Genomic DNA, 25,660 nt, shown 5'->3' with positions numbered 1-25,660 from the left:
GACGGGCTCTAGTTTCCCACGGATTGGGTTGAGATGACCTGCGCTTCGCAGGTAGTGTAACCTATTGCGAATGAAATCAGATGCCTCAACCGTCAGGCACCCAGAGCGGGAAAACCAGTACGAATGACCTCCGATATCTCTGAGCTTCCCAAGAGCCTGAACGAATACTTTGAAAAGTCCCGCGTAGCACTCGCCCTGTCCCGGCAGAATGACGATGTTCCGCTTGTTTTGGTGAACAAGGCGTTCTGCGACCTGACCGGTTACGAACCGGATGATGTCATCGGCAAGAATTGCCGTCTTCTTCAGGGTCCCGACACCAAGGCCAGTTCTATCGACGCGTTGCATGAATTCGTTCACGACGACAGCGTCGACGGCGGCAGATTCCCGATCCTCAATTACCGCAAGGACGGCTCGACCTTTCACAATTTCGTTTTCATGAGCCGGCTGCGTGACCGCCGCGGCCAGACCCAGTTCATCCTCGCTTCGCAGTTCAACCTCGGATCGGCGATGATGCGATCGGAAATCGAAAGAAACGACCGGAATTTGCGCAAGAGCATCACTGATGTGGAATCCGTGGGCCGGGACTTTGGCCTTGCAATGATGGGCTCTGCTGAAATCCTCGCGGATTCTATTGCCACGGTTGCAAAACTTTCGCTGAACGAAGAAAACTAATAAGAAACCAAAGTTGAAAAAGAGACCCGCTGAGAATGAGTGACCCAGTCGACGAGGACGATCGTCGCCTTTGTATCGTCGGAATCGGGGCATCTGCGGGCGGGCTTGAAGCAATCCGCGAGATGCTGGCCTCCGCCAATCCTGAAACCAACCTCGCATATGTCGTGATCCAGCATCTCGACCCGAACCACGAAAGCCTCCTGGCCGAGCTACTCGGCCGGCAGACGGCGCTTGACGCGCAACAGGCATCGGGCGGTGAAAAGGTAGAGGCTGGCAAGGTCTATATTATTCCGCCGGGGCACGGGCTGTCGATCCATGAGGGCGTGCTGGAGCTGACCGAATTCGCCCAGCCGCGCGGGCTGCGCCGTCCGATAGACGACTTTTTCGAAAGCCTCGCGCTGGATCAGGGGCGCTATGCAGCCTGCGTGATCCTGTCCGGCACCGGCGCCGACGGCAGTTCGGGCCTGCGCGCGATCAAGGAACACGGCGGGCTGTGCATTGCGCAGACGCCGGAAACGGCGCGCTATGACGGCATGCCCAACGCGGCCAAGGCGACACGCATGGTAGATTTCGTGCGCCGCCCCGATCAGATCGTCGATACGATCACGCAGTTCTATGCTCACAAATCGCTGGCCCAGGGCGACACTGTCCTGTCGCGCACGGTGGCGGAATGTATCAGCGATATCTGCGATCAACTCTACAAGGTCGTCGGCCACGATTTCACCGATTACAAACCCTCAACCCTTGTGCGCCGGATCGAACGGCGCATTCAGGTGCTCGACCTTCAGGATGGCAACGAATATCTCGAACGCCTGAAAACGGATCAGGAAGAATGTGAGACGTTGTTCCGCGAACTCCTGATCAACGTCACCCGCTTTTTCCGCGATAGCGAACATTTCGAAGTCCTGAGAAACGAGGTGATTGAACCTCTGGTCCGCGACAACAAGGGCGAGGAAATCCGCGTCTGGGTGCCCGGCTGTTCCAGCGGCGAGGAAGCCTATTCCATCGCGATGTTGTTCTCCGAGGAAGTCCGGCTCCAGCAAAAGTCCATCTCGATCCAGATTTTCGCCACCGACATTGACGAACAGATGCTGACAATTGCGCGGCAGGGACTTTACCCAATCGCTGCACTTGCGGATATTCCGGAGGAGATGCGAGAACTCTACACGATTGCCCGCGAGGGCAAGTTCCAGATCAATTCGCGCATCCGGGACATGATCCGCTTTTCGCTGCACTCGGTTGTGCGCGACCCGCCGCTTTCGAACATCGACCTGCTTTCGTGTCGCAACCTGCTGATCTATTTCGGTGACAAGCTGCAATCCAATGCGTTGCCCGTCTTTCACTACGCGATCCGACCCGGCGGCACCCTTTTCCTTGGCCCGTCCGAAACCATCGGCCGGTTCGACTCTGCCTTTGCAACGCTCGATCAGAGCGCACGGCTCTTCCGACGCAAGGATGGCGATTCCGATTATCCGCTGCATCTGCGTGGCAAGCGTAGTTCAGACAATGACTACCGTGATTCCGCTCGTGACGACCGGGAAGCGACGCGCGTGACATGGCAGCGTGGCATCGCTGCAGACCGCATCCTGCAGGCGTACGCACCGGCGACTGTGCACGTCACCGCCGCGGGCAAGATCCTTGGTTCCACCGGCCGTCTCAGCAAGTATCTCGCGCTGGAACCCGGTTCGGAATCCGCCCAGCACATCCAGACGCTGGCCCGCCCCGGCCTGCGCGAGGCGGTCTCGGCCCTGATCCGGCGCGGCCCGGAACCCGGCAAGCGCATTGTCACCCGCGATCTCAGCTCCCGGTCCGAATTCGGCCAGCAGCAGCTTGACCTCATCGCCGAGGGCCTGAGCGATGGCACCACGCTGCTGATTTTTCAGGACCGCGAGAAGTTCGAGGCGATCGACGACGCCGATATCGAGGAACTGAACCCGTCGGACAGCCATGTTCAGAGCCTCGAGGAAGATCTGCGCTCGACCCGCGCTCGCCTGCACATCACGGTCGAGGAACTCGAGACCGCGAATGAAGAGCTGAAAAGCTCGAACGAAGAAATGATGTCGATGAACGAAGAGCTTCAGTCGACAAACGAGGAATTGGCGACCGTCAACGACGAGCTGAAATCAAAGGTCGATCAGCTTTCTGTCGCCAATGCCGACCTGCACAACTTCTTTTCCTCTACGGCGCTGCCACTGGTGGTGGTGGACTGCAACCTGCACATCCGCAACTACACCGAGGCGATCCTTGAAATTTATCCGTTCCGCCGCGGCGACCGGGGGCGGCCGCTGAACGAAGTCAGTAGCGTTGTTCTGGAAAACGGCGAAATCATTCAGGCAACGACCGACGTGATAAACGGCGGCGAGGCCAAAACCCTGCACGTCCGCGACATGACCGGCGGCACCACATGGTCATTGCTGGTCACACCCTACAAGGGCTCTGACGATAGTATCGACGGTGCCACTCTGGTATTCACGAACCTGACGCAGGAACTCCGGCTCGAACAGGCCCTTGCCGAGGAAGGCGACCGTTTGCGGCTTGCGCTCGAAGTCACCGAGCTTGGCGTCTGGGAGTTCATACCCTCGACGCAGATGCTGCGCCTTGACGACACCAGTAAGGCCCTGCTCGGCCTGCCAGAAAAATCACCAGATGACCTTCCCCTGGAAGAGGCGGCCAAGTCGCTCGACCAGGAAAACCAAAAGATATTGTCCGACGCCTTCGAGGATATCTCGCAGCATGACGAACTCGATGTGACCGTCACCCTGCAAGAAGCCGACGGGCAGAGCCGCGAAATCCGGCTCTACGGTCGCGCTGACGGACCGCGGCGGGTGTTCCGTTTACTCGGGGTGATCTCGGATGTCACCGCACAGAATGAAGCGGCGCGTATTCGCGAGCTGATGCTGCGCGAGATGAACCATCGCGTGAAGAACATGTTCTCGATCATCTCGGGGATGCTGCGGCTTGTGGGCCGGTCGGCGACCACGGTGCGCGAAGTTGTCGAAGGCGTGGAAACCCGTGTGGCCGCGCTTGCACGTTCGCACAACCTCAGCCAGCAGCAAAGCGGTGCCCCTGTCAGCCTGAGGGATGTGATCGAGGCAACACTGTCACCTTATGCCGGGGAAGACCGCTACGACATGAAGGGTCCGAATGTCACAGTTGATAGCGGCGATTTGTCACCTCTGTCGCTTATTCTGCATGAATGGGCTACAAATGCAGCGAAATACGGTGTCCTTGGGCCGATTGAAGGCATTCTGCATGTGTCCTGGGAGGCACCCGGTAACGGGAAATTAGAGATATTATGGAACGAATCCTATTCCGACGAATTTGAACATGGAGAGCAAAAAGCAGGGTTCGGTTCAATGCTGGTCCAGATTGCTGCGGATCAACTTGACGGAAGCGTCTCGGTAGACGCCTCACCGAACGGAAGAGAAATGAGATTGAATTATGGCGCATGATATTCAGATGGCAAAAGAAGACAAAATAAAAGTTCTCATCTGCGAAGACGAGATCATCGTTTCGATGGACATCATGTTCATGATGGAGGATCTTGGCTACGACGTTGTCGGCCAGTGCGCGAGCGTGCGCGACGGTCTCAAAATCCTTGAAAACGAACTGCCTGACGCGGCGATACTGGATGTGCGCGTTAAGGACGGTGAGGTTTTCCCACTAGCCCGCGAACTCGAGAAGCGCGGCACGCAGATCATCTTCCACTCGGGCCACGCACTTGAAGACCAGATTTCGGCCTCCTTCCCGGAAGCAGCCTTTTGCCCGAAACCGACCAATGGGCGTCAGCTTGGCAACTGCCTCATGGAACTGCTCGCAAAGAACGCGGACGAAAACGCCGAGCGTTCTTACTAGCTCTCAAGATCCATTATTCATCGGATCGCGATGAAAACGAAAAGCTCAGGAAAACTCCTGAGCTTTTCGTTTTTTAACTACCGTTTTCCGTCGGTGTCCTTGGAACCGCCACGTCACGCATCCCGCTCTAATTAAGCCGCCCTGTCAGATCGGCGATGGTCCTGGCCAGATCTTCCTGCGCCATCGGCTTTTGCACGATCCGGGCGGCTTCCGGCATACCGGGCAGACCGTCCACCACCTCGTACCCGGTGGAATAAATGATCGGCACGCCGTTGCGCGCCAGCTTCTCGGCCAGGGGGAGCGAGGATTCCCCGCTGAGGTTGAGATCAAGGATGGCAATATCCGGACGTCCCTGCGAAATCTTCGCAAGCGCCCCGTCAAGCGAAGACGCGACGCCGAACACGCGATGGCCCATCTCGCCCACCATCTCTTCGAGATCGAAGGCGACGATGATTTCATCCTCGACGATCAGCACCGATTTCTCCCCGCCATATCCCTTTTGCTTGGGCTCGCCGCTCGACATCGTCGCGCCCAGCCGCAAGGCGCTGTCTGCCGGGATCGACAAGCGATAGCGTAATACGCCGGGCGCCGCGCGGCGGTCAAGCTTTCCACCCATCTGCCGCTCGGCGACCCGGTTCAGCAGGACCGACCCGAACCCCGGCGCGCTGTCCAAGACGGCGCTGGGGTCAAAGCCCGGGCAATTCTCTTCCCACGAAAACATCAGCGATCCTTCGGCGTCTATCTCCCAGCCAATGGTTAACTGCCCGTCCAGCCGCGACAGCGCGCCATACTTGGCTGCGTTGGTCGTAAGTTCATGCACCATCAGCGAAATGGTCTGCGCATCCTGCGCGTTCAACCGGATACTCGGCCCCTTGACGCAGATGCGTTTCGCCTTGTCCGCGCCATAGGGCGCCAGCTCTTGCGAGATCAGATCCATCAGTTCGATCTCGGTCCAGTTCGATGCCGCCAGCATCGAATGCACCCGCGCCAGCGCCGTCAGCCGGTCGTTGACCTGCGCCCGGAACGTCGGCACATCCTTGGCCGTGGTCTGGCGCACGACGGAACGGACGATCGCCAGCAGGTTCTTGGCCCGGTGATCCACTTCGCGCTTGATGGTCTCCTCGCGCTCGATTGCAATCGCGAGTTCGACGAATTTGTCAGACACCTCGAGACACTTTTCCAGCGCCGCCTCGTCGAAGGCGTTCCAGTGGCACGTGGTCGAACAATGCGCGAAAAGAACTGCCCGCACGATTCCCCCTCGAACAAGCGGCACAGCCAGAAAGCCGCCTGTCCGAAATCGCTCGGGCATGTCAAAATTCGCGAACGCGCTTTCGCTGGTAACGTCATGCAGCACCAGAGCCCGACCGTCCAGGAAGTCGCGTTTCGCCCAGGCCCAGAGTTCGTCGGGCATCGCGTATTCGTCCCCCGGCTCTGCCGTCAGAACCTCGCCCTGCCCCTTGCTGTCGAACAGGCAAAGCCCGATCTCGACCGGCGCAAGCATCTTCTGAAGCATCCGCATCATGTGCCTGCGGATCTCGACCGGCTCGGAAAGCGTTGCAAGCTGTTCCTCAAGATGCAGCACGAATTGCATCTGCCGCTGAATCAGCACATCGCGCGTCGTTTCCATGCCCGAGTTAAAGACCCCGCCAATGCCGCCATCCTCTTCGTGAATCGGAGTGAAGTTGTAGCTCCAGTAGGTCTCTTCGGGATAACCGAACCTTTCCATCGGCAGCAACTGATCGGAAAGCGAGACTCCGGCGCCTTTCTCAATGACCTGCGAGAATTGTGGCTCGATGATATGCCAGATATCCGACCAGACTTCCTTGGCCGGTTGCCCCAAGGCCGCCGGATGGCGCGGGCCCGGAATATGCGACCAGGCATCGTTATAGATCAGCCGAAGCTCTGATCCCCAGTAGATTGCTGTCGGAAAAGCCGAGTGCAGACAGATTCCAACGGCCGAGCGCAGGGATTGCGGCCAGGTTTCAGGACGGCCAAAGGGATGGTCCGCCCAGTTGAATTCGCGAATTCGGCGGGCCATTTCACCGGACCCCGCAAGAAAACTAAGTGGATCCCTGTGATCCGGTTGACGCCTTAACATCTACGTCGCGACTTCCCCACGCAAGCTAAAGGAAACTTTCACGCTCCCAGGAATGGAAACCGAAATCCGATATCAGGTCATACAGCGCAATCGATACAAAAATAAAGCAACTTTATTCTTGCCGCTGGATTATCCCGTGCTCTCCGGTTTCCGGACCCGATGGACCGCCAGATAAAGGGCCGGAACAAAGACAAGCGTAACGATTGTCCCCGCGATGATCCCTCCCATCATGGCATAGGCCATCGGTCCCCAGAATATTTGCCGGGATATGGGGATCAAGGCAAGGCTTGCCGCTGCGGCAGTCAGCAAGATAGGCCGCGCGCGGCTGTCCGAGGCATTGAACACCGCATCCCAGGCCGACAGCCCGTGTTCACGCTGGATGTCGATTTCATGGACGAGGATGATGGAATTCCGGATCAGGATGCCGATCAGGGCCAGCACGCCAAGGATCGCGACAAAGCCAAGCGGCGCGCCCGAGGGCAAAAGCGCGGCAACAACGCCGATCAGCCCAAGCGGCGCGGCGGCGAAAACCACCAACGCGTTGCGAAAGCTCTGCATCTGCATCATCACCAGCGCCGCCATGATCAGCAGCATCAGCGGCACCACCGCGGCAATCGGGGCCTGACTTTCGGCACTGGATTCAACCGTCCCGCCAACCGTGACCTCGTAGCGGAAAGGCAGCCCCTCGTTGAACTCGGCCACCTTGAGGGCCAACGCATCGACGATGGTCGCGGGCTGGTCCTTGGTCGAAATGGCCGCCTGCACGATGATCGTCGGCATCCGGTTTTCCTGCCGGATCACCGGCTGCTCCGTGTCATACCGGAACACCGCGACCGAAGAGAGCGGGATCGCCACGCCATTGCTGGCGCCAAGCTGAAGGTTCGTCAGCGCATCGATGGAGGAACGCGTCTCGGGCCCGCCCCGCGCGATCAGATCGACAAGATAGGTGCCATCACGGATCTCGGTGACGCCGATACCGTCATAGATCGCGCTGAGCGACGTCGCCACATCCTGCGAGGTCAGCCCCAGCAGGCGCAGCCGGTCCTGAAGGATATCGACCCGGACCACCCGTGACGGTTCGTTCCAGTCCATCACCACGTTCGCCGTCCGCGCATCCGACGCCACCAGCGCCGCCAGATCGCGCGCATGGTCGCGCAGCACATCGATCTCAGGGCCGGTGATGCGGAACTGAACCGGACGTCCGACGGGCGGGCCGATCTCCAGCAGCTTCACGAATATGTCGACGCCGGGAAATTGCGTCTCAGACAGTTCGACCAGTTCCGCGCGCAAACGGTCGCGCGCTTCGACACCCGGTGTCTGGATCACGATCTGGCCAATATTCGGACCTGCTGTCAGAACCTCGTAAGACAGGATGAAACGCGGCGCGCTGCGTCCCACGTAAGAAGACCAGAACAGCACGTCCTCATGCCCCTTCAGCGCCTCTTCGAACCGGTCCATCTCGGCCCTCGTTTCGGTGATCGACGCATTCTGCGGCAGGGTGAAATCGACCAGCAACTCGGGCCGGTCAGAGGACGGGAAAAACTGGTTCTCGACAAATTGCATCGCCCAGACCGACGCGCCGAACGCGACCAGCGTGATGGCAATCGTCACCCAGCGGAACCGCATCGCTGTACGCAGCACCCGGTGGAACAGGCGCCGCACGCGCCCCGGCCCTGCCTCGTGATGTTTCATCTTCGACGGCAACAGCGTCACGCCAAGCAGCGGCGCAAACAAAACCGCCACGATCCAGCTCACCAGCAGCGACACGGCAATCACCACGAAAAGCGAAAAGGTGAATTCCCCCGCCGCCGAATTGTTCAATCCGATCGGGATGAAACCGGCCACCGTCACCAGCGTGCCCGAGAGCATCGGGAAGGCAATCGAGGTCCATGCGAAACTCGCCGCCTTGGTCAGGGACTCGCCGATTTCAAGCCGTGAGATCATCGTCTCAATCGCGATCATCGCGTCATCCACCAGCAGCCCCAGCGCAATAATAAGCGCTCCGAGCGAAATCCGCTGCAGGGTGAAGCCAGCGTAATGCATCACAACGAAGGTAATCGCGAGCACAAGAGGGATCGTCAGAGTCACAACCAGACCGGCCCGCAGGCCAAGGCTTACAAAGCTGACAGCCAGCACGATCACAACCGCCTCGACCAGCGCCTGAATGAAATGGCCGACCGCCTCATCCACCACTTCGGGCTGATCCGCGATATGGTCGATCTGGATGCCGATAGGCAGATTGGCCTCGACCTCTTCCATCACCACGCTCAGCTCTTCGCCGAAATCGACAATATTGGCGCCTTCGCGCATGCCGATAGCCAGACCTATGGCCTCCTTGCCGTTGAAACGGAACAGTTCGGCGGGCGGGTCTTCGTAATCAAGCCGGATATCGGCCACGTCTGTCAGGCGAAAGAACTGGCCATCGACACGCAGGTTCACGTCCAGCACGCTTTGCGCCGAATTGAACGCGCCGCCGACCCGCACCATGATCCGTTCCGATCCGGCGTCAATCTCGCCCGAGGGCAAAATCGCGTTCTGCGCGGCAAGCGTCTGCTGCACCTGCGCCTGGCTCAACCCCAGAGCCGCCAGCCGCTCGGGCGAGAATTCAAGATACACCACCTGATCGCGCGTGCCATAGATTTCGACCTTGCCGGAATCCGGCAGCGCCTGCACCGCGCGGCGCACTTCCTCGACATAGTCGCGCACCTCGCGCGGGGTGAACCCGTCCGAGGTAAAGGCGTAAAGGTTGCCGAACACGTCGCCGAACCGGTCGTTGAACTGGAAGCCCGCGAATTCGGCCGGGAATTCGCCCCGGATATCGGCCATCATGTTACGCACGCGCTGCCAGATTTCCGGGAGGTCCTTGGCCCGGGTCGTGTCGAGCAGTTCGACATAGACCACCGCCTGCCCCGGCCGGGTGATGGACCGCGTCTTGTCCAGTTCGTCCAGATCCTCGAGCTTTTTCTCGATCCGGTCCGTGACCTGGTTCAGCGTCTCGACGACTGATGCCCCCGGCAGCGCCGCCGAGACGACCATCGTCTTGATCGCGAAATTCGGGTCTTCCTCGCGACCGATCTGCACATAGGCCATGGCCCCGGCGACAAGGCTCACGATCATCAGGAACCACACGAATGACCGGTGCTTGAGCGCCCAGTCCGACAGGTTGAAACCGCTCATTGTGTCCCTCCGGGAATAGTCCTTGGCGCAATGCGCCGCCCCGCCACATGTCCGGGTTCAAGCAGGTTCACCCCCCGGATCACGATTTCATCGCCCGTCTCCACGCCAGAGAGGATCACGACGCGCCCACCCGCCACCGGGCCGGTTTCGACGCTTACCTGTTCGACTTCGCGGCTGTCCGGATGGACGCGCCAGACCGTCGGCGGTTCGCTTCCCGCGATCAGCGCGCGCGTCGGCAGGGTGGTGACCGCCGCCTGATGCGTCGACAGGGTCACCGTCGCCAGCGTACCCAGCCGGAACGCCTCGGGCGCATCGGTGTCAAGCGTCAGATGGGCGCTCCGGGTACGGCTGGCGCGTTGGGTGACCGGGTCGATCCGGTCCAGTACCGCCGTGGACCGCACATCCGGATTGGCCAAAAGCCGCACGGAAAATGCCGCACTCTCCGCCATGCCCGCCGCATCCTCTTCGCTGAGAGAAATCACCACTTCGCGCCCGCCCGTGGCGGCAATCGTCATCAGCGCCTGCCCCGCATCCAGCGTCGCCCCCGGTTCGGCCCTGACCGTTGTCACCACACCATCAATGGGCGCGCGCAGGTTGGCATAGTCGCGCGCGTCCTCGGCGCGGGCCGCTTCGGCGCGGGCCTGATCCAGCGCCGCGCGCGCGGCAGACAGATCGTTCTGCGTGTCCTCCAGCGCCGAGGCGCTTGTCACGCCCCGGTCCGCCAATGTCTTGACCCGCTCATAGGCATCGGTCGCAGTGTGGAGATTGGCCTCGGCGATGCTTACCCCGGCCTGCGCTGCCTGAAGCTGCGCCTGCAGGTCGCTCGCATCAAGCCGGGCAAGCACGTCGCCCTTAGAAACCGTGTCGCCAACATCCACGACGCGTTCGGCCAGCGTGCCAAGCCGCAGGAAACCAAGGTCGATCTCGCTTGGCGCGGTAACTGTCCCCACCCAGTTCGAGGCCAGCCCCGACTGGGGCGAAACGATTTCCGTGACAACCGGGCGGGGGGCATGGGCGTCCTGCGCCACAGCCGCGCCGGACAGCAGCAACAGGAGCAGTGAAAGAAACCGCATCAGAGATCCTCCTGTAGGGCGACGATCCGGCCCGGATAAAGCAGTTGCGCGCCCTTGCTCACCACCAGTTCGCCCTCTTCGACACCGCTTTCCAGCAGGACGGAATCGCTGGTGTAGCGTTTCACCTCGATCCCGCGCAGCGAAACGGCGCTGGTCGCCGGGTCGACCACCCAGACTGCGGTCCCTTCGTCGTTCGCGGTCACGGTAGACCAAGGCAAAACGACGCTGCGGCCTTCCAGCGGCTGGCTCGTCCCGCGCACGGTGTCGCCGTAGCTCAGGCCCGGCAGCGGTTCCTCCAGCCCGACGGTGACCTGAACCGTGCCCGTCGCCGGATCGACCAGCGGAGAGATTTCTCGCACGACACCAGGCACTTGCACATCGGGCCGGTCGATCGGCGACAGGATTATGGTCGGCGTCTCCGCTTCCGCTGTGCCAAGCATCTTTTGCTCGGGCACATTAAAGATTGCATCAAGCCCCTCCCCCAGCGCCAGTTCAAGCACCGGCTGCGCTGCGCCGACAACCTGTCCCGGCTCGGCCAGTTTGCGGATAACGGTGGCATCGTTCTGCGCGTGGATGACGGTGTCCTCAAGCGCATCGCGGGCCTGCTGCAATTCGGCCTCGGCCTGCGCTCGTCGCGCCACCGCCGCAGCAAAGCGATCAGCCGCCGCGTTGCGTGCCGCCCGGGTCGTCGCGCCGCGTTCCAGCAGCGCGGTCTGGCGGCGATCCGCATCCTGAGCCGCGTCATACTCGGCACGCGTTGCCGCCAGCTGGGCCTCGGCGGCGCGCAGCGATTGCTCTTGCTGCACCTTCTCAATCCGAGCCAGCACCTCGCCCGCCTTCACCCGATCGCCATCTTCCACGGCAATCTCGGCGATACGGCCACCGGTCGGAAAGGCCGTCTGCACCATCTCACGCGCTGAAATCTCCCCCGTAAGGGACAGGTGCTGCCTGGTCTCGACCTGCTCGGCGCGCACCGCCCGCACCATCAGAGGGTCCTCGGACAGCGCCATGCAGGGCGAAAGACTCACAAGCGCAAGCGCAAGTGCCCCGGTTCGAAATCGATGCGGAATGCGTGACATAACTGGAAACCTCTGTATCCGACCCGGCCAGCCTGCCCCGGAAAAGGTTTCGCCGCCAAGCATGAAACAAGTACTGATCGTCAACTTCGGCTACTAAACAGAACCGTTCAGTTCGATCAAGACCTGATTTGCCGCCCACAACTATCGCGAGCACCTTCGTTTTCAAAGACTTTCGGTCTCACCAAGTATGTCGCAGCAATGCAAAAAGCCCGGCGCAGCGCACCGGGCTTTCCTTTATTCATACTGTCGCACGGGGCTCAAAGGCCCAGATCACCTGCGGCAAGGTCGATGGCCTTGGCCGTGCCGTCGACCATCTCGTCGACCTGCTCCTTGGTGATGATCAGCGGCGGGCAGAAGGCGACCGCATCCATGATCGGACGGGAAATCACGCCGGTTTCCAGCATGCGCGCGGCAACCGTCGCACCCATCGCACCGGGTTTTTCCAGCGCGACCTTGGCGTCCTTGTCGGTTACCAGCTCCAGCGCGGCGATCAGACCGATGCCGCGGTGCTCGCCCACCAGACGGTGCTCGGCCAGTTCGGCGAGCCGTTTCTGCATATGCGCACCGACCTCGGCCGCGTTCTCGACAAGATTGCGCTCTTCGATGATCTTGATGTTTTCCAGCGCGACCGCCGCCGCGACGGGGTGACCGCCACCGGTGTAGCCGTGGCCAAAGGCACCGATCTTGTTGCTTTCGTCCGCGATGGGCCCAAACATCTTTTCGCTGATCATCAGGGCCGAGATCGGCTGGTACGAAGACGACAGCTGCTTGGACATCACGAGGATATCCGGCTTGAGATCATAAGTTTCGGTCGCGAACATCTTGCCGGTCCGGCCAAAGCCGCAGATCACTTCGTCCGCGATCATCATGATATCGTACTTTTCAAGCACTGCCTTGATCGCGGGCCAGTAGCCCTTCGGCGGCACGATCACGCCCCCCGCCCCCATCACCGGCTCGGCGATGAAGGCCGCGATGGTTTCCGGACCTTCCTCAAGGATCATCGCCTCGAGTTCAGCCGCCCGGCGGGCCGAGAAATCCTCTTCGCTTTCGCCCGGCTGAGCCTCGCGCCAGAAATGCGGATTCCCGGTGTGCAGGAAGCCCGGCAGCGGCAGGCCAAAGGACATGTGGTTCATCGGCAAGCCGGTCATGCTGGCGGCCACGGCGGTGATGCCGTGGTAGCCACGTACGCGGCTGATAATCTTGCGTTTTTCCGGCTGGCCGATGGCGTTGGCGCGATACCAGAGCATCTTGACGGCGGTGTCGTTCGCCTCGGAACCCGAGTTGGTAAAGAACACCTTGCTCATCGGCACCGGCGACATCTCGATCAGCTTTTCCGCCAACTCGACGGCGGGCTGGTGCGAGCGCATCGAAAAGACGTGGTAATAAGGCAGCTTGAGCATCTGCTCATGAGCGACCTTGGCCAGACGTTTTTCCGAGAATCCGACGGCAACGCTCCAGAGACCGGCCATCGCCTCGATGTATTTCTTGCCGCTCGTGTCAAAGACATGGATGCCTTCGCCGTGATCCATCACCAGCGGGCCGGATTCCTGCAGGGCGCGGGCGTTGGTATAGGGGTGCATGTGAACGCGCGCATCCCGCGCTTCGATCGAGTTGGGGATATCGTCCATCATGGGGCACCTCTTGCTATTCAGGAAATCATGAGCAACTCGTTGCACCAGCCCGCAGGGGCAGTCAATTCCGCAACCAATAATTTGATCATTTTTTCCCGCGCCTGCCAGATTAAAGGCAAAACTTGGCTTTCGGCCCCGGTGCACAGGGGGTGTACAGGTGCTGCACGGCTTGTGTACGGGTTGTGCCCCGCCTTTTCGGCCCTAGCGGACCCCCCGAAGATCACCAGAATCCAGCACTGGCGAGGCATCGATATCAGAGGCATCAAGCATGCCCGCGACCCGCTCCAGCACCGCGTTCACCATCAACTGTTCCCAAGGCTCCATCGACTCGAAGGCGCGAACGTATCGCTGTTGCAGCGGGTCGGGCGCATCATTGACCTTGTCACGCCCCAGATCGGTGATCAGCAGATCCATCTGCCGCTTGTCGACTTCGGATCTGTGCCGGGTCAGAAGCTGTTTCTTCTCCAGCTTGTCGATGAGCGCGGTCATCGTCGCCTGAGTCACCCCCATGCGGGTCGCAAGATGCTTGGCCGTACTCGACCCGGTTTCAGCAATGATCTGAAGCACCCGCAACTGAACCGCCGTCAGACCTGCCTCCGCAGCGAGCTTGCGCCCGTAAAGCTCGGTTGATCGAAGAATACGACGGAGTGAAATCAGGCTTTCATCGGTGCGGCTCATCGGTGTCTCGTTCGAAATTACCAGCATACGCTAAAGTTCAGTGGCACTTTTGCAACCCAATAATACAAGTCGATACTAAGCCTTGCGCAGTAAGTTTAAGGCAAAAATCGCCAGAAAACAAAAGGGTTCTCCCTACGGGAGGAACCTTTTAGCCGGTTTATAGTTTATTTAACGATGGTGTTGATTATTTCAGCGCCACACATATACTAAGCCTTGCGAAATAAATGTAACAACGGATAATGACGGACATGGCTGCAAAAGATGAAATCACACTTCGCGAACCTGTAGGCGAAGATGGATCGGCAGTGTGGGAGCTGGTCAAGGATTGCAAACCGCTGGATGAAAACTCCATGTATTGCAACCTGATCCAATGCGATCACTTCGCCGAAACCTGCGTGCTTGCCGAGATCGATGGCGAAGCCGTGGGCTGGATTTCTGCCTATATCCGTCCCGATGACCCGGACACCCTTTTTGTCTGGCAGGTCGCCGTTTCCGCAAAAGCGCGCGGCGCCGGGCTTGGCACCCGCATGCTTGAACATATCCTCGACCGCGAGGTCTGTGCAGATGTGACCCAGATGCAGACGACCATCACCAAGGACAACGATGCATCTTGGGCGCTGTTCTCCCGATTTGCCGATCGTCAGGACGGCGCCATGGATAGCGAACCGCATTTCAAGCGCGAAGAACACTTCGATGGCGCGCACGCGACCGAACATATGGTCACCATCGAATTCCCTGTCGAGGAATTCAAGAAAGCGGCCTGAACCGCGCCGCACATCCCCTTTTAGTTATAGACCTGGAGGTCTCCTATGCCGACTGAAAATTCAGCCGATAAACAAGTTTTTGCCCGACGTGAGTCGGAGGTGCGCAGCTACTGCCGCAGCTTCGATACCGTTTTCACCTCTGCCAGCGGGTCGGAAATGACCGATGCCAATGGCAAGACCTACATCGACTTTCTGGCCGGTTGTTCCTCGCTGAACTACGGGCATAACGACCCCGACATGAAGGCCGCGCTGATCGAGCATATCCAGAACGATGGCATTGCCCACGGTCTGGACATGTATACGGACGCCAAGGCCGCCTTTCTAGAGAGCTTCGAGAAGCACATTCTTGAGCCGCGCGGCATGGACCACAAGGTCATGATGGTCGGCCCGACCGGCACGAACGCCGTCGAGGCCGCGCTGAAACTGGCCCGTAAAGTCACCGGTCGTACGAACGTTATCGCTTTCACCAACGGTTTCCACGGCATGACGCTAGGATCGCTTTCGCTGACCGGTAATGCTGGCAAGCGTGATGGTGGCGGCGTGAGCCTCGGCGACGTGACCCACCTGCCCTACGAGGGGTCGATGGGTGACGTGGATACGCTGAAGTTGGCCGAAGAAATGCTCGACAACCCGTCGAGCGGCATCGACGCCCCGGCTGCATTCATCTTTGAGCCCGTGCAGGGCGAAGGCGGGCTGAATGCGGCGTCTAAGGAATGGATGCAAGGCATCGCCAAGCTCGCGAAAAAGCATGGCGCCAAGCTGATCTTGGATGACATTCAGGCCGGACTTGGTCGCACAGGCACCTTCTTTTCCTTTGAGGAATACGATGTCGAACCCGATATGATCCCGCTGGCTAAATCGCTGTCGGGCATGGGGCTGCCGTTCGCGGCGCTGCTCCTCAAACCGGAGCTCGACGTGTGGAGCCCTGCCGAGCATAACGGCACCTTTCGTGGCAATACCCACGCCTTTGTCACCGCGCGGGTCGCTATCGAGAAATTCTGGACCGACGATGCGTTCAAGAACGAGATCGCCGAAAAGGCACAGGTCCTCGAAGATCACCTGACGACGCTGGCGGGTATGGTCCCCGGCGCCAAACTCAAGGGCCGCGGCATGATGCGCGGCGTCGATGTGGGCACCGGTGAACTGGCAGGCGATATATGCGCCCGCGCCTTTGAAAAGGGCCTGATCATCGAAACATCCGGCGCCAATGACGAAGTCGTCAAGGTGCTCGCCCCCCTTACCACGCCAGAGCAAACCTTTGTGAAGGGCCTCAACATCCTGCTGGATGCTGCACAGGACGTGCTTGGCGCCACCAACAAAATCGCAGCGGAGTAAAACAATGATTGTACGCGACCTGAACAAGCTGAAAGACACCGACCGTTCCGTATCCGACGCCCAGTGGACATCCGTCCGTATGCTGCTTGCCGATGACGGCATGGGCTTCAGCTTTCACATCACCTACCTGCAAGCTGGTTCCGAACACACGTTCGAATACAAGAACCACTTTGAGTCGGTTTTCTGCATGCAGGGCAAAGGCTCGATCACGGATATCGCCACCGGCGAGACCCATGAGATCACGCCCGGCGTCATGTACGCGCTGAACAAGCACGACCGCCACATCCTGCGTGCCGAAGAAGAGCTGGTCATGGCCTGCTGCTTCAATCCGCCTGTCACCGGCAACGAAGTGCACCGCGAAGACGGCTCTTACGCATTGGCAGATGCCTGACAAAAGGAGAGTCCGGGGCAACCCGGGCTGATACATATGAACTTTCCCGAGCATACAGTCGAAAAGATCGGCGGCACGTCGATGTCCCGCGCGCGTGAACTGGTGGACACTCTGTTCATCGGCGACCGCAAAGACGTCTACAACCGCATCTTTGTCGTTTCCGCCTTTGGCGGCATCACCAACCTGCTGCTGGAAGACAAGAAAACCGGCGAGCCGGGCGTTTATGGCCTGTTTGCCAGCGGCGACCAAAGCCATGCTTGGCTCGACAAGCTGACCGAGGTTGCGAACGCGATGCGCGAAGCGCATCGGGCTTTGCTTGACCATCCGGGCGACCTGAAGGAAGCGGATGATTTCGTCCGCGACCGGATCGAGGGCGCACGCAGTTGTCTTCTCGACCTGCAACGCCTGTGTTCCTATGGCCACTTCCGGCTGTCCGAGCATATGCGTATCATTCGCGAGCTGCTTTCCGGTCTGGGTGAGGCGCATTCCGCGCTAGCTTCGGCCCTGATGCTGCGCCGCGCGGGTGTCGAAGCGCGGACCATCGACCTGTCGGGCTGGCGCGACGAACGCGAGATGTCTCTGAAAGAGCGCATCGAATCGGGCCTTCAGGACGCCGACCCTTCACGCGAAATCCTGATCGTGACCGGCTACGCGCAGTGCCGCGAAGGTCTGATGAAGGAATACGATCGTGGTTATTCCGAGGTCACTTTTTCGCGGATTGCGGCTATGACCGGAGCGCGCGAAGCGATCATCCACAAGGAATTCCATCTGTCCTCGGCCGACCCGAAACTGGTTGGCATGGAGAACGTGCGAAAGCTGGGGCACACCAACTATGACGTGGCCGACCAGTTGTCGAACATGGGTATGGAAGCGATCCACCCGAAAGCGGCCCGTACCCTGCGCCAGGCGCAGGTACCGCTTCGCGTCACCAACGCGTTCGAACCGAAAGATCCCGGCACGCTGATCGACGACCAGCCGACCGACACGCCGGCAGCGGAGATCGTTTGCGGTCTGGATATCTACGCGCTGGACCTGTTCGAACAGGACATGCTCGGGGTCAAAGGATACGACAGCACGATCCTTGAAATCCTGCGCCGTCACAATGTGAACATCGTTTCGAAGACGTCGAACGCGAATACGATCACGCATTTTCTCGATGCGTCTTTCAAGGCGATCCGCCGGGTGGAACGCGACCTGATCGAGACGTACCCAAACGCGGACGTGTCGGTGCGGGCGCTGTCGCTGGCCTCGGTGATCGGGCGCGACCTGTCGGGTCTGGGCGTTCTCGGCCGTGGGATGACCGCGCTCGACGAAAAGGGCATCGAGGTCGTGGCCGCACAGCAGCCGCCGCGACTGGTGGACGTGCAGTTCATTGTCCCGAGAGATCAGCTCGACGATACGATCTGCACGATGCACGATCTGTTCTTTGGCAAGGCCAGCAAGGCCGTTGAGAAAAAAGCCGCCTGATCGGTCGACATTTTATCGCAATATTGGGGGCGTGCCGCTGGCGCGCCCCTTTTGTTGCTTGGGAGCAGCCGCTGATGACGCCTTAGTGGAATTCATTTCCCGTAAGCCGCCGAATTTCAAAAACCATTTCTCAATACAGGCCACCTACATTTCATTGACGAAAGCATCCTTTTGCCAGCCGTGTTTGCGTCAAAATTTCGCCTAATCATCATTTTAGATCGATTTACCAACATCGGGAAAAGCCTCCGCCGGGGCATAATTATCAGGGCGGCTGAAAATGAAGAAAAACATCTGGGGCGGCGTGTCGCGAACCTATCTGCTTCTGGCATTCTGCACGGCAGTGCTTTGCGTCGGGGCGGGTTATGCGATCATCAAGAAAGATCAGTCTATCTACCTGAACGAAAAACACGCGGAGCTTCAGAGAGACCTGAGTCACGTGGCCGATTCCCTCGCGGCCAAGCTGTTCGGCATGGAACTTGTGGCCAACCGTCTGGCAAGCTTCGTTTCCCTCTCCCCCGATCTAACAGACGAGGCGGTCGCACAGGCCGCCGATCAGCTGCTCGACCGGTACCCCGGCATCCTCAACGTCGCCATCGCGCCCGATCTGAGAGTGACGCATGTGTCGCCCCTTAAGGGCAACGAATCCGTCATCGGGCTTGAATACGCCTATGTGCCGACGCAACTGGCAAGCGTCGCACGCGCCTATCGCCAGAGCGCGGCGGTATTCGACGGGCCTATCAACCTTGTTCAGGGCGGACGCGGCTACGTCCTGCGCTACCCGGTCATCACCCCGCATCTGAATGGAAGAACGGAAAGCTTTTGGGGCGTCATTTCGATCGTCATTTCCGAGGAGGGGCTGTTTCGTGGCGACGAAGGGCTGGCCCATATCATCGACAGCCTTCAGCTATCTCTCCGGGAAGTGTCGCCAGCGGGAAAACTCATCAAACATCTCTACGGCGCGCCCGAACTGTTCAGTTCGGATCATTCCACCAAGGCGCTGACTGCCTTTGGTCGCAGTTGGGAACTCGCCGCGGCGCCGCATGAAGACTGGGCACCGTATTCCCCGAACATGTGGAAATTCCTCGCGACGACTATTCTATCGCTGTTGACCCTCGTCGGGTCCATCCTGCTGATCCGCCGCTTTGCAATGCGCAGCCAGAACGCGCACAGCATCCTTGAACATGCGGTAGAATCGCTCGACGCGGGATTTGCGCTGTTCGACCATAACGGCAGGCTTCTCATGGCAAACGACGCCTATGCCGATATCCTGCATCTGGACAGGGACGAGCTGAAACCGGGCCTTTCAATCGCGAGCATCTTTTACATGTCGATCCGTCAGGGCCACGTGCCCGAGGCCGTAGGCCGCGAAGACGCATGGGTCAAATCCCAGCTCAAGAACTATGATCGCAACGCGACGAGAGTCGAACACCTGCCAGACGGGCGCTGGCTCAGCATTTCGCTGTCGAAAACGCCCGAAGAGTACACGGTTGTCATCTGCGCGGATGTCACGGCCCAGAAAGAGGCGCAGATTGCCGCCGAGGCCGCGAACAAGCAAAAATCGGAATTCCTTGGCAATGTCACGCATGAGCTGCGCACACCGTTGACAGTGATTTCGGGCTACGCCTCTTTCCTGCGCCAAAGCCAGAGCATGCCAGCGGCACGGGAAATCAACAACCTGCTGGATCAGCCCGACAATGACGACAAGGTGGACAGTGCCAAGATGCGCGGCCTGATTACAAAGCAGGCGGATGCCATCTCGGCCCAGAGCGAAAAGATCCTTGGCGCGTCGAAACACATGCTGAACATGGTGAATGACCTGCTCGACTGGGCCAAGGCGGAAGGTGGCGACCTCAAGATCGCGCCGGAAACCGTCTCTGTTGCGAACTCGGTCCAGACGATCATTGACGATCTGAACCCGCAGGCCGAAAAGAAAGGCATCAAGCTGGTCGGCCAGATCGAGGATGTCATGATCGAGGCGGACCCGCTGCGGCTCAAGCAGGTGCTATACAATCTTGTCGGCAACGCGCTGAAGTTTACCAACGAAGGCTCGATCACCATTTCCGTGCATCCCGACGGTACCCGTACGCGCATCGCGGTCGAGGACACCGGCTGCGGCATCCCCGCCAAGGACCACGCGCTGATCTTCCAGCGGTTCCAGCAGGCGGACGGGTCGGACACCCGCGCGCACGGTGGCTTTGGGCTTGGTCTCACCATTGCCCGGCAGATCGTGAAACTGCATGGCGGCGATCTGGGCGTGACCAGCGAGCCGGGCGTCGGCAGCCGTTTCGAGTTTGATATGCCCAGCGCAAATGTCACGCCTATATCGCAAACGCACAAATCCCGGCGCGCATCGACCACACAGCGGGCACAACTGCGGTCGGCCGGGTAATCCGACCGCCAACGGGCAGCAATTCGCTTGCCGCGACCAATCCGAGACGATAAACGACACCTGTGATGTGGGAGAACCGGCAAAAGCCGGTGCCGAAGGAGCAACCGCCCCGGAAACTCTCAGGCGCAAGGACCGCATCCGCCAAGACGACTCTGGAGAGAGCCCGGCCACGACCGGGACGCCGAAGGGATAACGATCTCAGGCAAAAGGACAGAGGGGGCATCACACTTGCAGGCAATCGCCTGCGAAATTTGGGATGCCGCATGATTTCCTTGAGAATCACGCTGGTCTTGGACTTGGATCGGGTATGACGGATTTACTGAGAACCCCTTTGCACGCGCTGCACCTTGAGTTGGGCGGCAAGATGGTCGGCTTTGCGGGCTATGACATGCCCGTGCAATTCCGCGCCGGCATCATGGCCGAACACAGCCATACACGCGAAAAGGCCGGGCTTTTCGATGTGAGCCACATGGGGCAGGTCGTGATATCGGGCGGGGACTGGGACGCGCTGGCGACCGCCTTTGAAACGCTCGTGCCGATGGATGTGCTCGGTCTCAAGGAAGGCCGGCAACGCTATGGTCTTTTCACGGATAAAAACGGCGGCATCACCGATGACCTGATGTTCGCCAACCGGGGCGATCACCTGTTCGTCGTGGTCAATGCCGCCTGCAAGGATCAGGACATCGCGCATATGAAATCCGTGCTGGAACCGGCGCTGGATGTGGCCCCCGTGACCGACCGCGCGCTGCTGGCGCTGCAGGGGCCTGCCGCTGAAACCGTGTTGTCTGAACTGGCCCCCGAGGCGGCCCAGATGACATTCATGGACGTGAAAACTCTGATGCTCGACGGCGCGGAATGCTGGGTTTCACGCTCGGGGTATACGGGCGAAGACGGCTATGAAATCTCGGTCCCGTCGGAACATGCCGCGTCGTTGGCCCGCCGCCTGCTGGATCATGACGATGTCCTGCCCATTGGCCTTGGCGCGCGGGATTCCCTGCGGCTCGAAGCGGGGCTTTGTCTGTATGGGCATGATATCGACACCACCACCCTGCCCGCCGAAGCATCGCTGACATGGGCGATCCAGAAGGCCCGGCGGCAGGGCGGCGCGCGCGAGGGCGGTTTCCCCGGTGCCGAAGCGGTCCTGAGCCAGATGCAGGACGGGCCGGCACGCAAGCGCGTCGGGTTGCGCCCCGAGGGTCGTGCGCCCATGCGCGAAGGCATCGAACTCTTTGCCGAGGACGCAGGCGGTGAACCGGTCGGCACCATCACCTCGGGCGGGTTTGGCCCCACGGTCGGCGGCCCGGTCGCGATGGGCTATGTCCCCGCCGACAAGGCCGAACCGGGCACCGTTCTTTTTGGCGAGCTGCGCGGCAAGCGCCTGCCCGTCACCGTTTCCGCGATGCCCTTTGTCGCGGCCAATTTCAAACGATAGTCAACAGGGAAGAGACCTCCATGAAATACACCGAAGAGCATGAATGGCTGCTGGAAGAAGACGGCCTGATCGTGGTCGGCATCACCGCCTATGCGGCGGAGCAGATGGGCGACGTGGTCTTTGTCGAACTGCCCGAAGAAGGCACCGAAATCACCAAGGACGACGAAGTCGTGGTGATCGAAAGCGTCAAGGCCGCCTCGGACATCCTCGCGCCGCTGGATGGCGAAATCGTCGAAGTGAACTCGACCCTTGCCGACAACCCCGCGTTGGTCAACGACGACCCCACAGGAGATGCATGGTTCTTCAAGATGAAGCCGTCGGATCTTTCGCCGATGGACGATTACATGGACGAAGCTGCCTACAAGGAATTCATCGGAGACTGATCCTTGGCCGTCAGACGCATCGTAAGCAATATCCGCACGGATGATTCGACGGCGCTGGCAGCCTTTTACAGCGAGGTCTTCGACCTTGATATCGTGATGGACATGGGCTGGATCGCGACGCTTGCAGCGCCGGACAGCCCTGCGACGCAGCTCTCGCTCGCGCGGCATGGCGGATCCGACACCGATCTGCCCGCGCTGTCCATCGAGGTCGATGATCTGAACGACATACTGGATCGCCTGAATACTCGGGGCATCCGGCCCGAATACGGACCGACAAACGAAGACTGGGGTGTGCGGCGTTTCTACTTTCGCGACCCCGCCGGGACATTGATCAATGTCCTGACCCATATTGCGCCTTAACCCGAGGAGCCTTTCTCATGGCCTACGCGCCTATCGACTACCTGCCCTACGATTTCGCCAACCGCCGTCACATCGGCCCTTCCCCGACCGAGATGAGCGATATGCTCGAAACTCTTGGTGTGGCGTCGCTTGAGCAGCTGATCGATGAAACCGTGCCCAAGGCGATCCGGCAGGAAAAACCGCTGGATTTCGGCAAGCCGAAATCGGAACGTGAGCTGCTGCATCACATGCGCCAGACTGCCAAAAAGAACAAGGTGATGACCTCGCTTATCGGTCAGGGGTATCACGGCACGGTTACACCGCCCGCGATCCAGCGCAACATTCTTGAGAACCCGGCGTGGTACACGGCCTATACCCCCTATCAGCCGGAAATCTCGCAGGGGCGGCTTGAGGCGCTGCTGAACTTTCAGACCATGGTCAGCGACCTGACCGGGCTTGAAATCGCCAATGCCTCGCTGCTGGACGAAGCAACCGCCTGCGCCGAAGCGATGACGATGGCGCAGCGAGTGGCCAAGTCGAAATCAAAGGCGTTCTTTGTCGATGAAAATTGCCATCCGCAGAATATCGCGGTGATCCAGACCCGAGCCGCGCCGCTGGGGATCGAGGTCATCGTGGGTGCGCCCGAGGATATGGACGCAACCGCCGTATTTGGGGCGATTTTCCAGTATCCCGGCACCTATGGAGATCTGCAGGATTTCTCGGCACCGATTGCTGCGCTGCACGAGGCCAATGCCATCGCGATCATGTCTGCCGATATCCTTGCGCTGACCCTGCTGAAAGAGCCGGGCGCGATGGGGGCCGATATCGCTGTCGGCAATACGCAGCGCTTCGGCGTGCCGCTGGGCTATGGCGGGCCGCACGCGGCCTATATGGCCACCAAACAGCAATACGCGCGCAACATGCCTGGGCGGCTGGTCGGGGTCAGCGTCGACAGCCATGGCAACCGTGCCTATCGCCTCTCGCTGCAAACGCGCGAACAGCATATCCGCCGCGAAAAGGCGACATCCAACGTCTGCACCGCGCAGGCGCTTCTTGCGGTGATGGCCGGTTTCTACGCGGTCTTCCACGGCCCAGACGGATTGCGTGCGATTGCCCAGCGCGTACATCGCAAGACCGTTCGGCTGGTGCGAGGTCTGGAAGAGGCCGGCTTTACGGTCGAACCCAAGACCTATTTCGACACGATCACCGTGGATGTGGGCCTGCTTCAGCGTGGCGTTTTGCAGGCTGCCGAACGTGAAGGCGTGAACCTGCGCCGGGTCGGCAAGACCCGTGTCGGCATCACGCTTGACGAATGCACCCGCCCCGCGACGATCGAGAAAGTCTGGCGCGCTTTCGGCATCATCCGCAAGGACGATGACCTCAGCCCAGAATACCGCCTGCCCGAAGATCTGATCCGTCAGTCCGGCTACCTTGAACATCCGATTTTCCACATGAACCGGGCCGAGACCGAGATGATGCGTTATATGCGTCGTCTTGCGGATCGCGATCTCGCGCTCGACCGGGCGATGATCCCGCTGGGGTCCTGCACGATGAAGCTGAACTCGGCCGCAGAGATGATGCCGATCAGCTGGGCCGAGTTTGCCCACCTACACCCTTTTGCCCCGGCCGATCAGGCGCAGGGCTACCGGATGATGATCGATGACCTGTCGGCCAAGCTCTGCGATATTACCGGTTACGCCGCGATTTCGATGCAGCCGAACTCGGGCGCGCAAGGCGAATATGCGGGGCTTCTGACCATTGCGGCATGGCACCGGGCGCAAGGGAACGACAACCGCAACGTCTGCCTGATCCCGACGAGCGCGCACGGCACCAACCCGGCCAGCGCTCAGATGGTGGGCTGGAAGGTCGTGCCGGTGAAATCCTCAGAAAACGGCGACATCGACCTCGACGATTTCCGCGCCAAGGCCGAGAAATACGCCGATCAGCTTGCCGCCTGCATGATCACCTACCCCTCGACCCATGGCGTGTTCGAGGAAACCGTGCGCGATGTCTGCCAGATCACCCATGAGCATGGCGGTCAGGTCTACATCGACGGGGCCAACATGAACGCGATGGTTGGTCTGTCGCGTCCCGGCGATCTGGGCGGCGACGTGAGCCATCTGAACCTGCACAAAACCTTCTGTATCCCGCACGGCGGCGGCGGACCCGGCATGGGACCGATCGGCGTCAAGGAACATCTGGTGCCGCACCTGCCCGGTCACCCCTCGACCGGCGGTGTCGAAGGCCCGGTATCCGCCGCGCCCTATGGTTCGCCCTCGCTGCTGCCGATTTCATGGGCCTACACGCTGATGATGGGGGGCGAAGGGCTGACACAGGCAACCCGCGTCGCGATCCTGAACGCCAACTACATCGCGCAGCGGCTCGAAGGCGCTTACAAGGTGCTTTATCGCGGCAAGCAGGGGCGCGTGGCGCATGAGTGCATCATCGACACCCGACCCTTTGTCGATAGCGCCGGGGTCACGGTGGATGACATCGCGAAACGTCTGGTCGACAGCGGGTTCCACGCCCCGACCATGAGTTGGCCCGTCGCGGGCACGCTGATGATCGAACCGACCGAAAGCGAAACCAAGGCCGAACTTGACCGGTTCTGCGATGCGATGCTGGCGATCCGCGAGGAAATCCGTGCCATCGAGGAAGAAAAGATCGATCGCGAGAACAACCCGCTCAAGAACGCGCCGCACACGATGGAAGACCTCGTGCGCGACTGGGACCGGCCTTACAGCCGCGAACAGGGCTGTTTCCCTCCCGGTGCCTTCCGTGTCGATAAATATTGGCCGCCGGTCAATCGCGTCGACAACGTCTATGGCGACCGTAACCTCGTCTGCTCTTGCCCGCCGATGGAGGATTATGCCGAGGCGGCCGAGTAATCCGCGCCC

18 protein-coding genes and 1 riboswitch are annotated in these 25,660 nt (G+C 60.2%); of the genes, 12 read left to right on the top strand and 6 right to left on the bottom strand.

The window, feature by feature from the left end:
* Positions 1–123 precede the first annotated feature (123 nt).
* Genes ACU0FH_RS07675 through ACU0FH_RS07665 form a run of 3 tightly spaced genes read left to right on the top strand, consistent with a single transcriptional unit; the run spans position 124 to position 4,527 of the window.
* Positions 124–672 carry a PAS domain-containing protein gene (locus tag ACU0FH_RS07675; RefSeq protein ID WP_446194065.1) on the top strand — a complete coding sequence of 183 codons (549 nt, stop codon included), beginning with the start codon at positions 124–126 and terminating at the stop codon, positions 670–672.
* A 35-nt stretch (positions 673–707) separates the two neighbouring features.
* Complete coding sequence (locus ACU0FH_RS07670; RefSeq protein ID WP_446194064.1) at positions 708–4,124, top strand: CheR family methyltransferase; 3,417 nt, start codon at positions 708–710, stop codon at positions 4,122–4,124.
* Entirely contained in the window at positions 4,114–4,527 is a 414-nt protein-coding gene (locus ACU0FH_RS07665) for a response regulator (protein ID WP_446194063.1), read from the top strand. Before ACU0FH_RS07670 ends, ACU0FH_RS07665 begins: the two co-directional genes overlap by 11 nt.
* Before the next feature lie 127 nt (positions 4,528–4,654).
* Here the strand turns inward: ACU0FH_RS07665 and ACU0FH_RS07660 are convergent, their stop codons facing one another.
* The 6 genes from ACU0FH_RS07660 to ACU0FH_RS07635 form a co-directional block, all read right to left on the bottom strand.
* Positions 4,655–6,565, bottom strand: coding sequence for an HWE histidine kinase domain-containing protein (locus ACU0FH_RS07660; RefSeq protein ID WP_446194062.1), 1,911 nt, complete (start codon positions 6,563–6,565; stop codon positions 4,655–4,657).
* 189 nt (positions 6,566–6,754) lie between these two features.
* Complete coding sequence (locus ACU0FH_RS07655) at positions 6,755–9,802, bottom strand: efflux RND transporter permease subunit (protein WP_446194061.1); 3,048 nt, start codon at positions 9,800–9,802, stop codon at positions 6,755–6,757.
* Positions 9,799–10,875 carry an efflux RND transporter periplasmic adaptor subunit gene (locus tag ACU0FH_RS07650; RefSeq protein ID WP_446194060.1) on the bottom strand — a complete coding sequence of 359 codons (1,077 nt, stop codon included), beginning with the start codon at positions 10,873–10,875 and terminating at the stop codon, positions 9,799–9,801. Before ACU0FH_RS07650 ends, ACU0FH_RS07655 begins: the two co-directional genes overlap by 4 nt.
* Positions 10,875–11,954 (bottom strand): efflux RND transporter periplasmic adaptor subunit, encoded by a 1,080-nt coding sequence (locus ACU0FH_RS07645; RefSeq protein ID WP_446194059.1) that lies wholly within the window; start codon positions 11,952–11,954, stop codon positions 10,875–10,877. Before ACU0FH_RS07645 ends, ACU0FH_RS07650 begins: the two co-directional genes overlap by 1 nt.
* A gap of 257 nt (positions 11,955–12,211) precedes the next feature.
* Entirely contained in the window at positions 12,212–13,582 is a 1,371-nt protein-coding gene (locus tag ACU0FH_RS07640) for an aspartate aminotransferase family protein (RefSeq protein WP_446194165.1), read from the bottom strand.
* A 204-nt stretch (positions 13,583–13,786) separates the two neighbouring features.
* On the bottom strand, positions 13,787–14,263 hold the full coding sequence (locus ACU0FH_RS07635; RefSeq protein ID WP_238371031.1) for a MarR family winged helix-turn-helix transcriptional regulator: 477 nt from the start codon (positions 14,261–14,263) through the stop codon (positions 13,787–13,789).
* Between the two features lie 248 nt (positions 14,264–14,511).
* Between ACU0FH_RS07635 and ectA the strand changes: the two genes are divergently transcribed.
* From ectA to gcvP, 9 genes are all read left to right on the top strand, one after another.
* Positions 14,512–15,027 (top strand): diaminobutyrate acetyltransferase, encoded by a 516-nt coding sequence (ectA, locus tag ACU0FH_RS07630; RefSeq protein ID WP_446194058.1) that lies wholly within the window; start codon positions 14,512–14,514, stop codon positions 15,025–15,027.
* A gap of 45 nt (positions 15,028–15,072) precedes the next feature.
* Complete coding sequence (ectB, locus tag ACU0FH_RS07625; RefSeq protein ID WP_446194057.1) at positions 15,073–16,362, top strand: diaminobutyrate--2-oxoglutarate transaminase; 1,290 nt, start codon at positions 15,073–15,075, stop codon at positions 16,360–16,362.
* 4 nt (positions 16,363–16,366) lie between these two features.
* Positions 16,367–16,753, top strand: coding sequence for an ectoine synthase (locus ACU0FH_RS07620; protein ID WP_238371028.1), 387 nt, complete (start codon positions 16,367–16,369; stop codon positions 16,751–16,753).
* Positions 16,754–16,789: 36 nt separating this feature from the next.
* Positions 16,790–18,220 carry an aspartate kinase gene (locus ACU0FH_RS07615; protein ID WP_446194056.1) on the top strand — a complete coding sequence of 477 codons (1,431 nt, stop codon included), beginning with the start codon at positions 16,790–16,792 and terminating at the stop codon, positions 18,218–18,220.
* A 277-nt stretch (positions 18,221–18,497) separates the two neighbouring features.
* Positions 18,498–20,609: an ATP-binding protein gene (locus ACU0FH_RS07610; protein ID WP_446194055.1), complete on the top strand. Its 2,112-nt coding sequence runs from the start codon at positions 18,498–18,500 to the stop codon at positions 20,607–20,609.
* A gap of 58 nt (positions 20,610–20,667) precedes the next feature.
* Positions 20,668–20,754: riboswitch (glycine riboswitch) on the top strand.
* A gap of 162 nt (positions 20,755–20,916) precedes the next feature.
* Entirely contained in the window at positions 20,917–22,041 is a 1,125-nt protein-coding gene (gene gcvT / locus ACU0FH_RS07605; RefSeq protein ID WP_446194054.1) for a glycine cleavage system aminomethyltransferase GcvT, read from the top strand.
* 20 nt (positions 22,042–22,061) lie between these two features.
* Positions 22,062–22,424 carry a glycine cleavage system protein GcvH gene (gcvH, locus tag ACU0FH_RS07600; protein ID WP_238371024.1) on the top strand — a complete coding sequence of 121 codons (363 nt, stop codon included), beginning with the start codon at positions 22,062–22,064 and terminating at the stop codon, positions 22,422–22,424.
* A 3-nt stretch (positions 22,425–22,427) separates the two neighbouring features.
* Complete coding sequence (locus tag ACU0FH_RS07595) at positions 22,428–22,784, top strand: VOC family protein (protein WP_446194053.1); 357 nt, start codon at positions 22,428–22,430, stop codon at positions 22,782–22,784.
* A 17-nt stretch (positions 22,785–22,801) separates the two neighbouring features.
* Positions 22,802–25,651: an aminomethyl-transferring glycine dehydrogenase gene (gcvP, locus tag ACU0FH_RS07590; RefSeq protein WP_446194052.1), complete on the top strand. Its 2,850-nt coding sequence runs from the start codon at positions 22,802–22,804 to the stop codon at positions 25,649–25,651.
* The last annotated feature ends 9 nt before the right edge of the window (positions 25,652–25,660 follow it).

This window comes from Heliomarina sp., assembly GCF_052826185.1.
Note: the sequence above shows the minus strand (reverse complement) of the source record. Positions and strands in the feature narration are given on the sequence as shown.

Coding starts and splice junctions, on each gene's coding strand:
- gcvH (WP_238371024.1), top strand. CDS start 22,062: ATGAAATACACCGAAGAGCATGAATGGCTGCTGGAAGAAGACGGCCTG.
- ectA (WP_446194058.1), top strand. CDS start 14,512: ATGGCTGCAAAAGATGAAATCACACTTCGCGAACCTGTAGGCGAAGAT.
- ACU0FH_RS07665 (WP_446194063.1), top strand. CDS start 4,114: ATGGCGCATGATATTCAGATGGCAAAAGAAGACAAAATAAAAGTTCTC.
- ACU0FH_RS07670 (WP_446194064.1), top strand. CDS start 708: ATGAGTGACCCAGTCGACGAGGACGATCGTCGCCTTTGTATCGTCGGA.
- ACU0FH_RS07655 (WP_446194061.1), bottom strand. CDS start 9,802: ATGAGCGGTTTCAACCTGTCGGACTGGGCGCTCAAGCACCGGTCATTC.
- ectB (WP_446194057.1), top strand. CDS start 15,073: ATGCCGACTGAAAATTCAGCCGATAAACAAGTTTTTGCCCGACGTGAG.
- gcvP (WP_446194052.1), top strand. CDS start 22,802: ATGGCCTACGCGCCTATCGACTACCTGCCCTACGATTTCGCCAACCGC.
- ACU0FH_RS07640 (WP_446194165.1), bottom strand. CDS start 13,582: ATGGACGATATCCCCAACTCGATCGAAGCGCGGGATGCGCGCGTTCAC.
- gcvT (WP_446194054.1), top strand. CDS start 20,917: ATGACGGATTTACTGAGAACCCCTTTGCACGCGCTGCACCTTGAGTTG.
- ACU0FH_RS07675 (WP_446194065.1), top strand. CDS start 124: ATGACCTCCGATATCTCTGAGCTTCCCAAGAGCCTGAACGAATACTTT.
- ACU0FH_RS07635 (WP_238371031.1), bottom strand. CDS start 14,263: ATGAGCCGCACCGATGAAAGCCTGATTTCACTCCGTCGTATTCTTCGA.
- ACU0FH_RS07650 (WP_446194060.1), bottom strand. CDS start 10,875: ATGCGGTTTCTTTCACTGCTCCTGTTGCTGCTGTCCGGCGCGGCTGTG.
- ACU0FH_RS07660 (WP_446194062.1), bottom strand. CDS start 6,565: ATGGCCCGCCGAATTCGCGAATTCAACTGGGCGGACCATCCCTTTGGC.
- ACU0FH_RS07610 (WP_446194055.1), top strand. CDS start 18,498: ATGAAGAAAAACATCTGGGGCGGCGTGTCGCGAACCTATCTGCTTCTG.
- ACU0FH_RS07615 (WP_446194056.1), top strand. CDS start 16,790: ATGAACTTTCCCGAGCATACAGTCGAAAAGATCGGCGGCACGTCGATG.
- ACU0FH_RS07620 (WP_238371028.1), top strand. CDS start 16,367: ATGATTGTACGCGACCTGAACAAGCTGAAAGACACCGACCGTTCCGTA.
- ACU0FH_RS07645 (WP_446194059.1), bottom strand. CDS start 11,954: ATGTCACGCATTCCGCATCGATTTCGAACCGGGGCACTTGCGCTTGCG.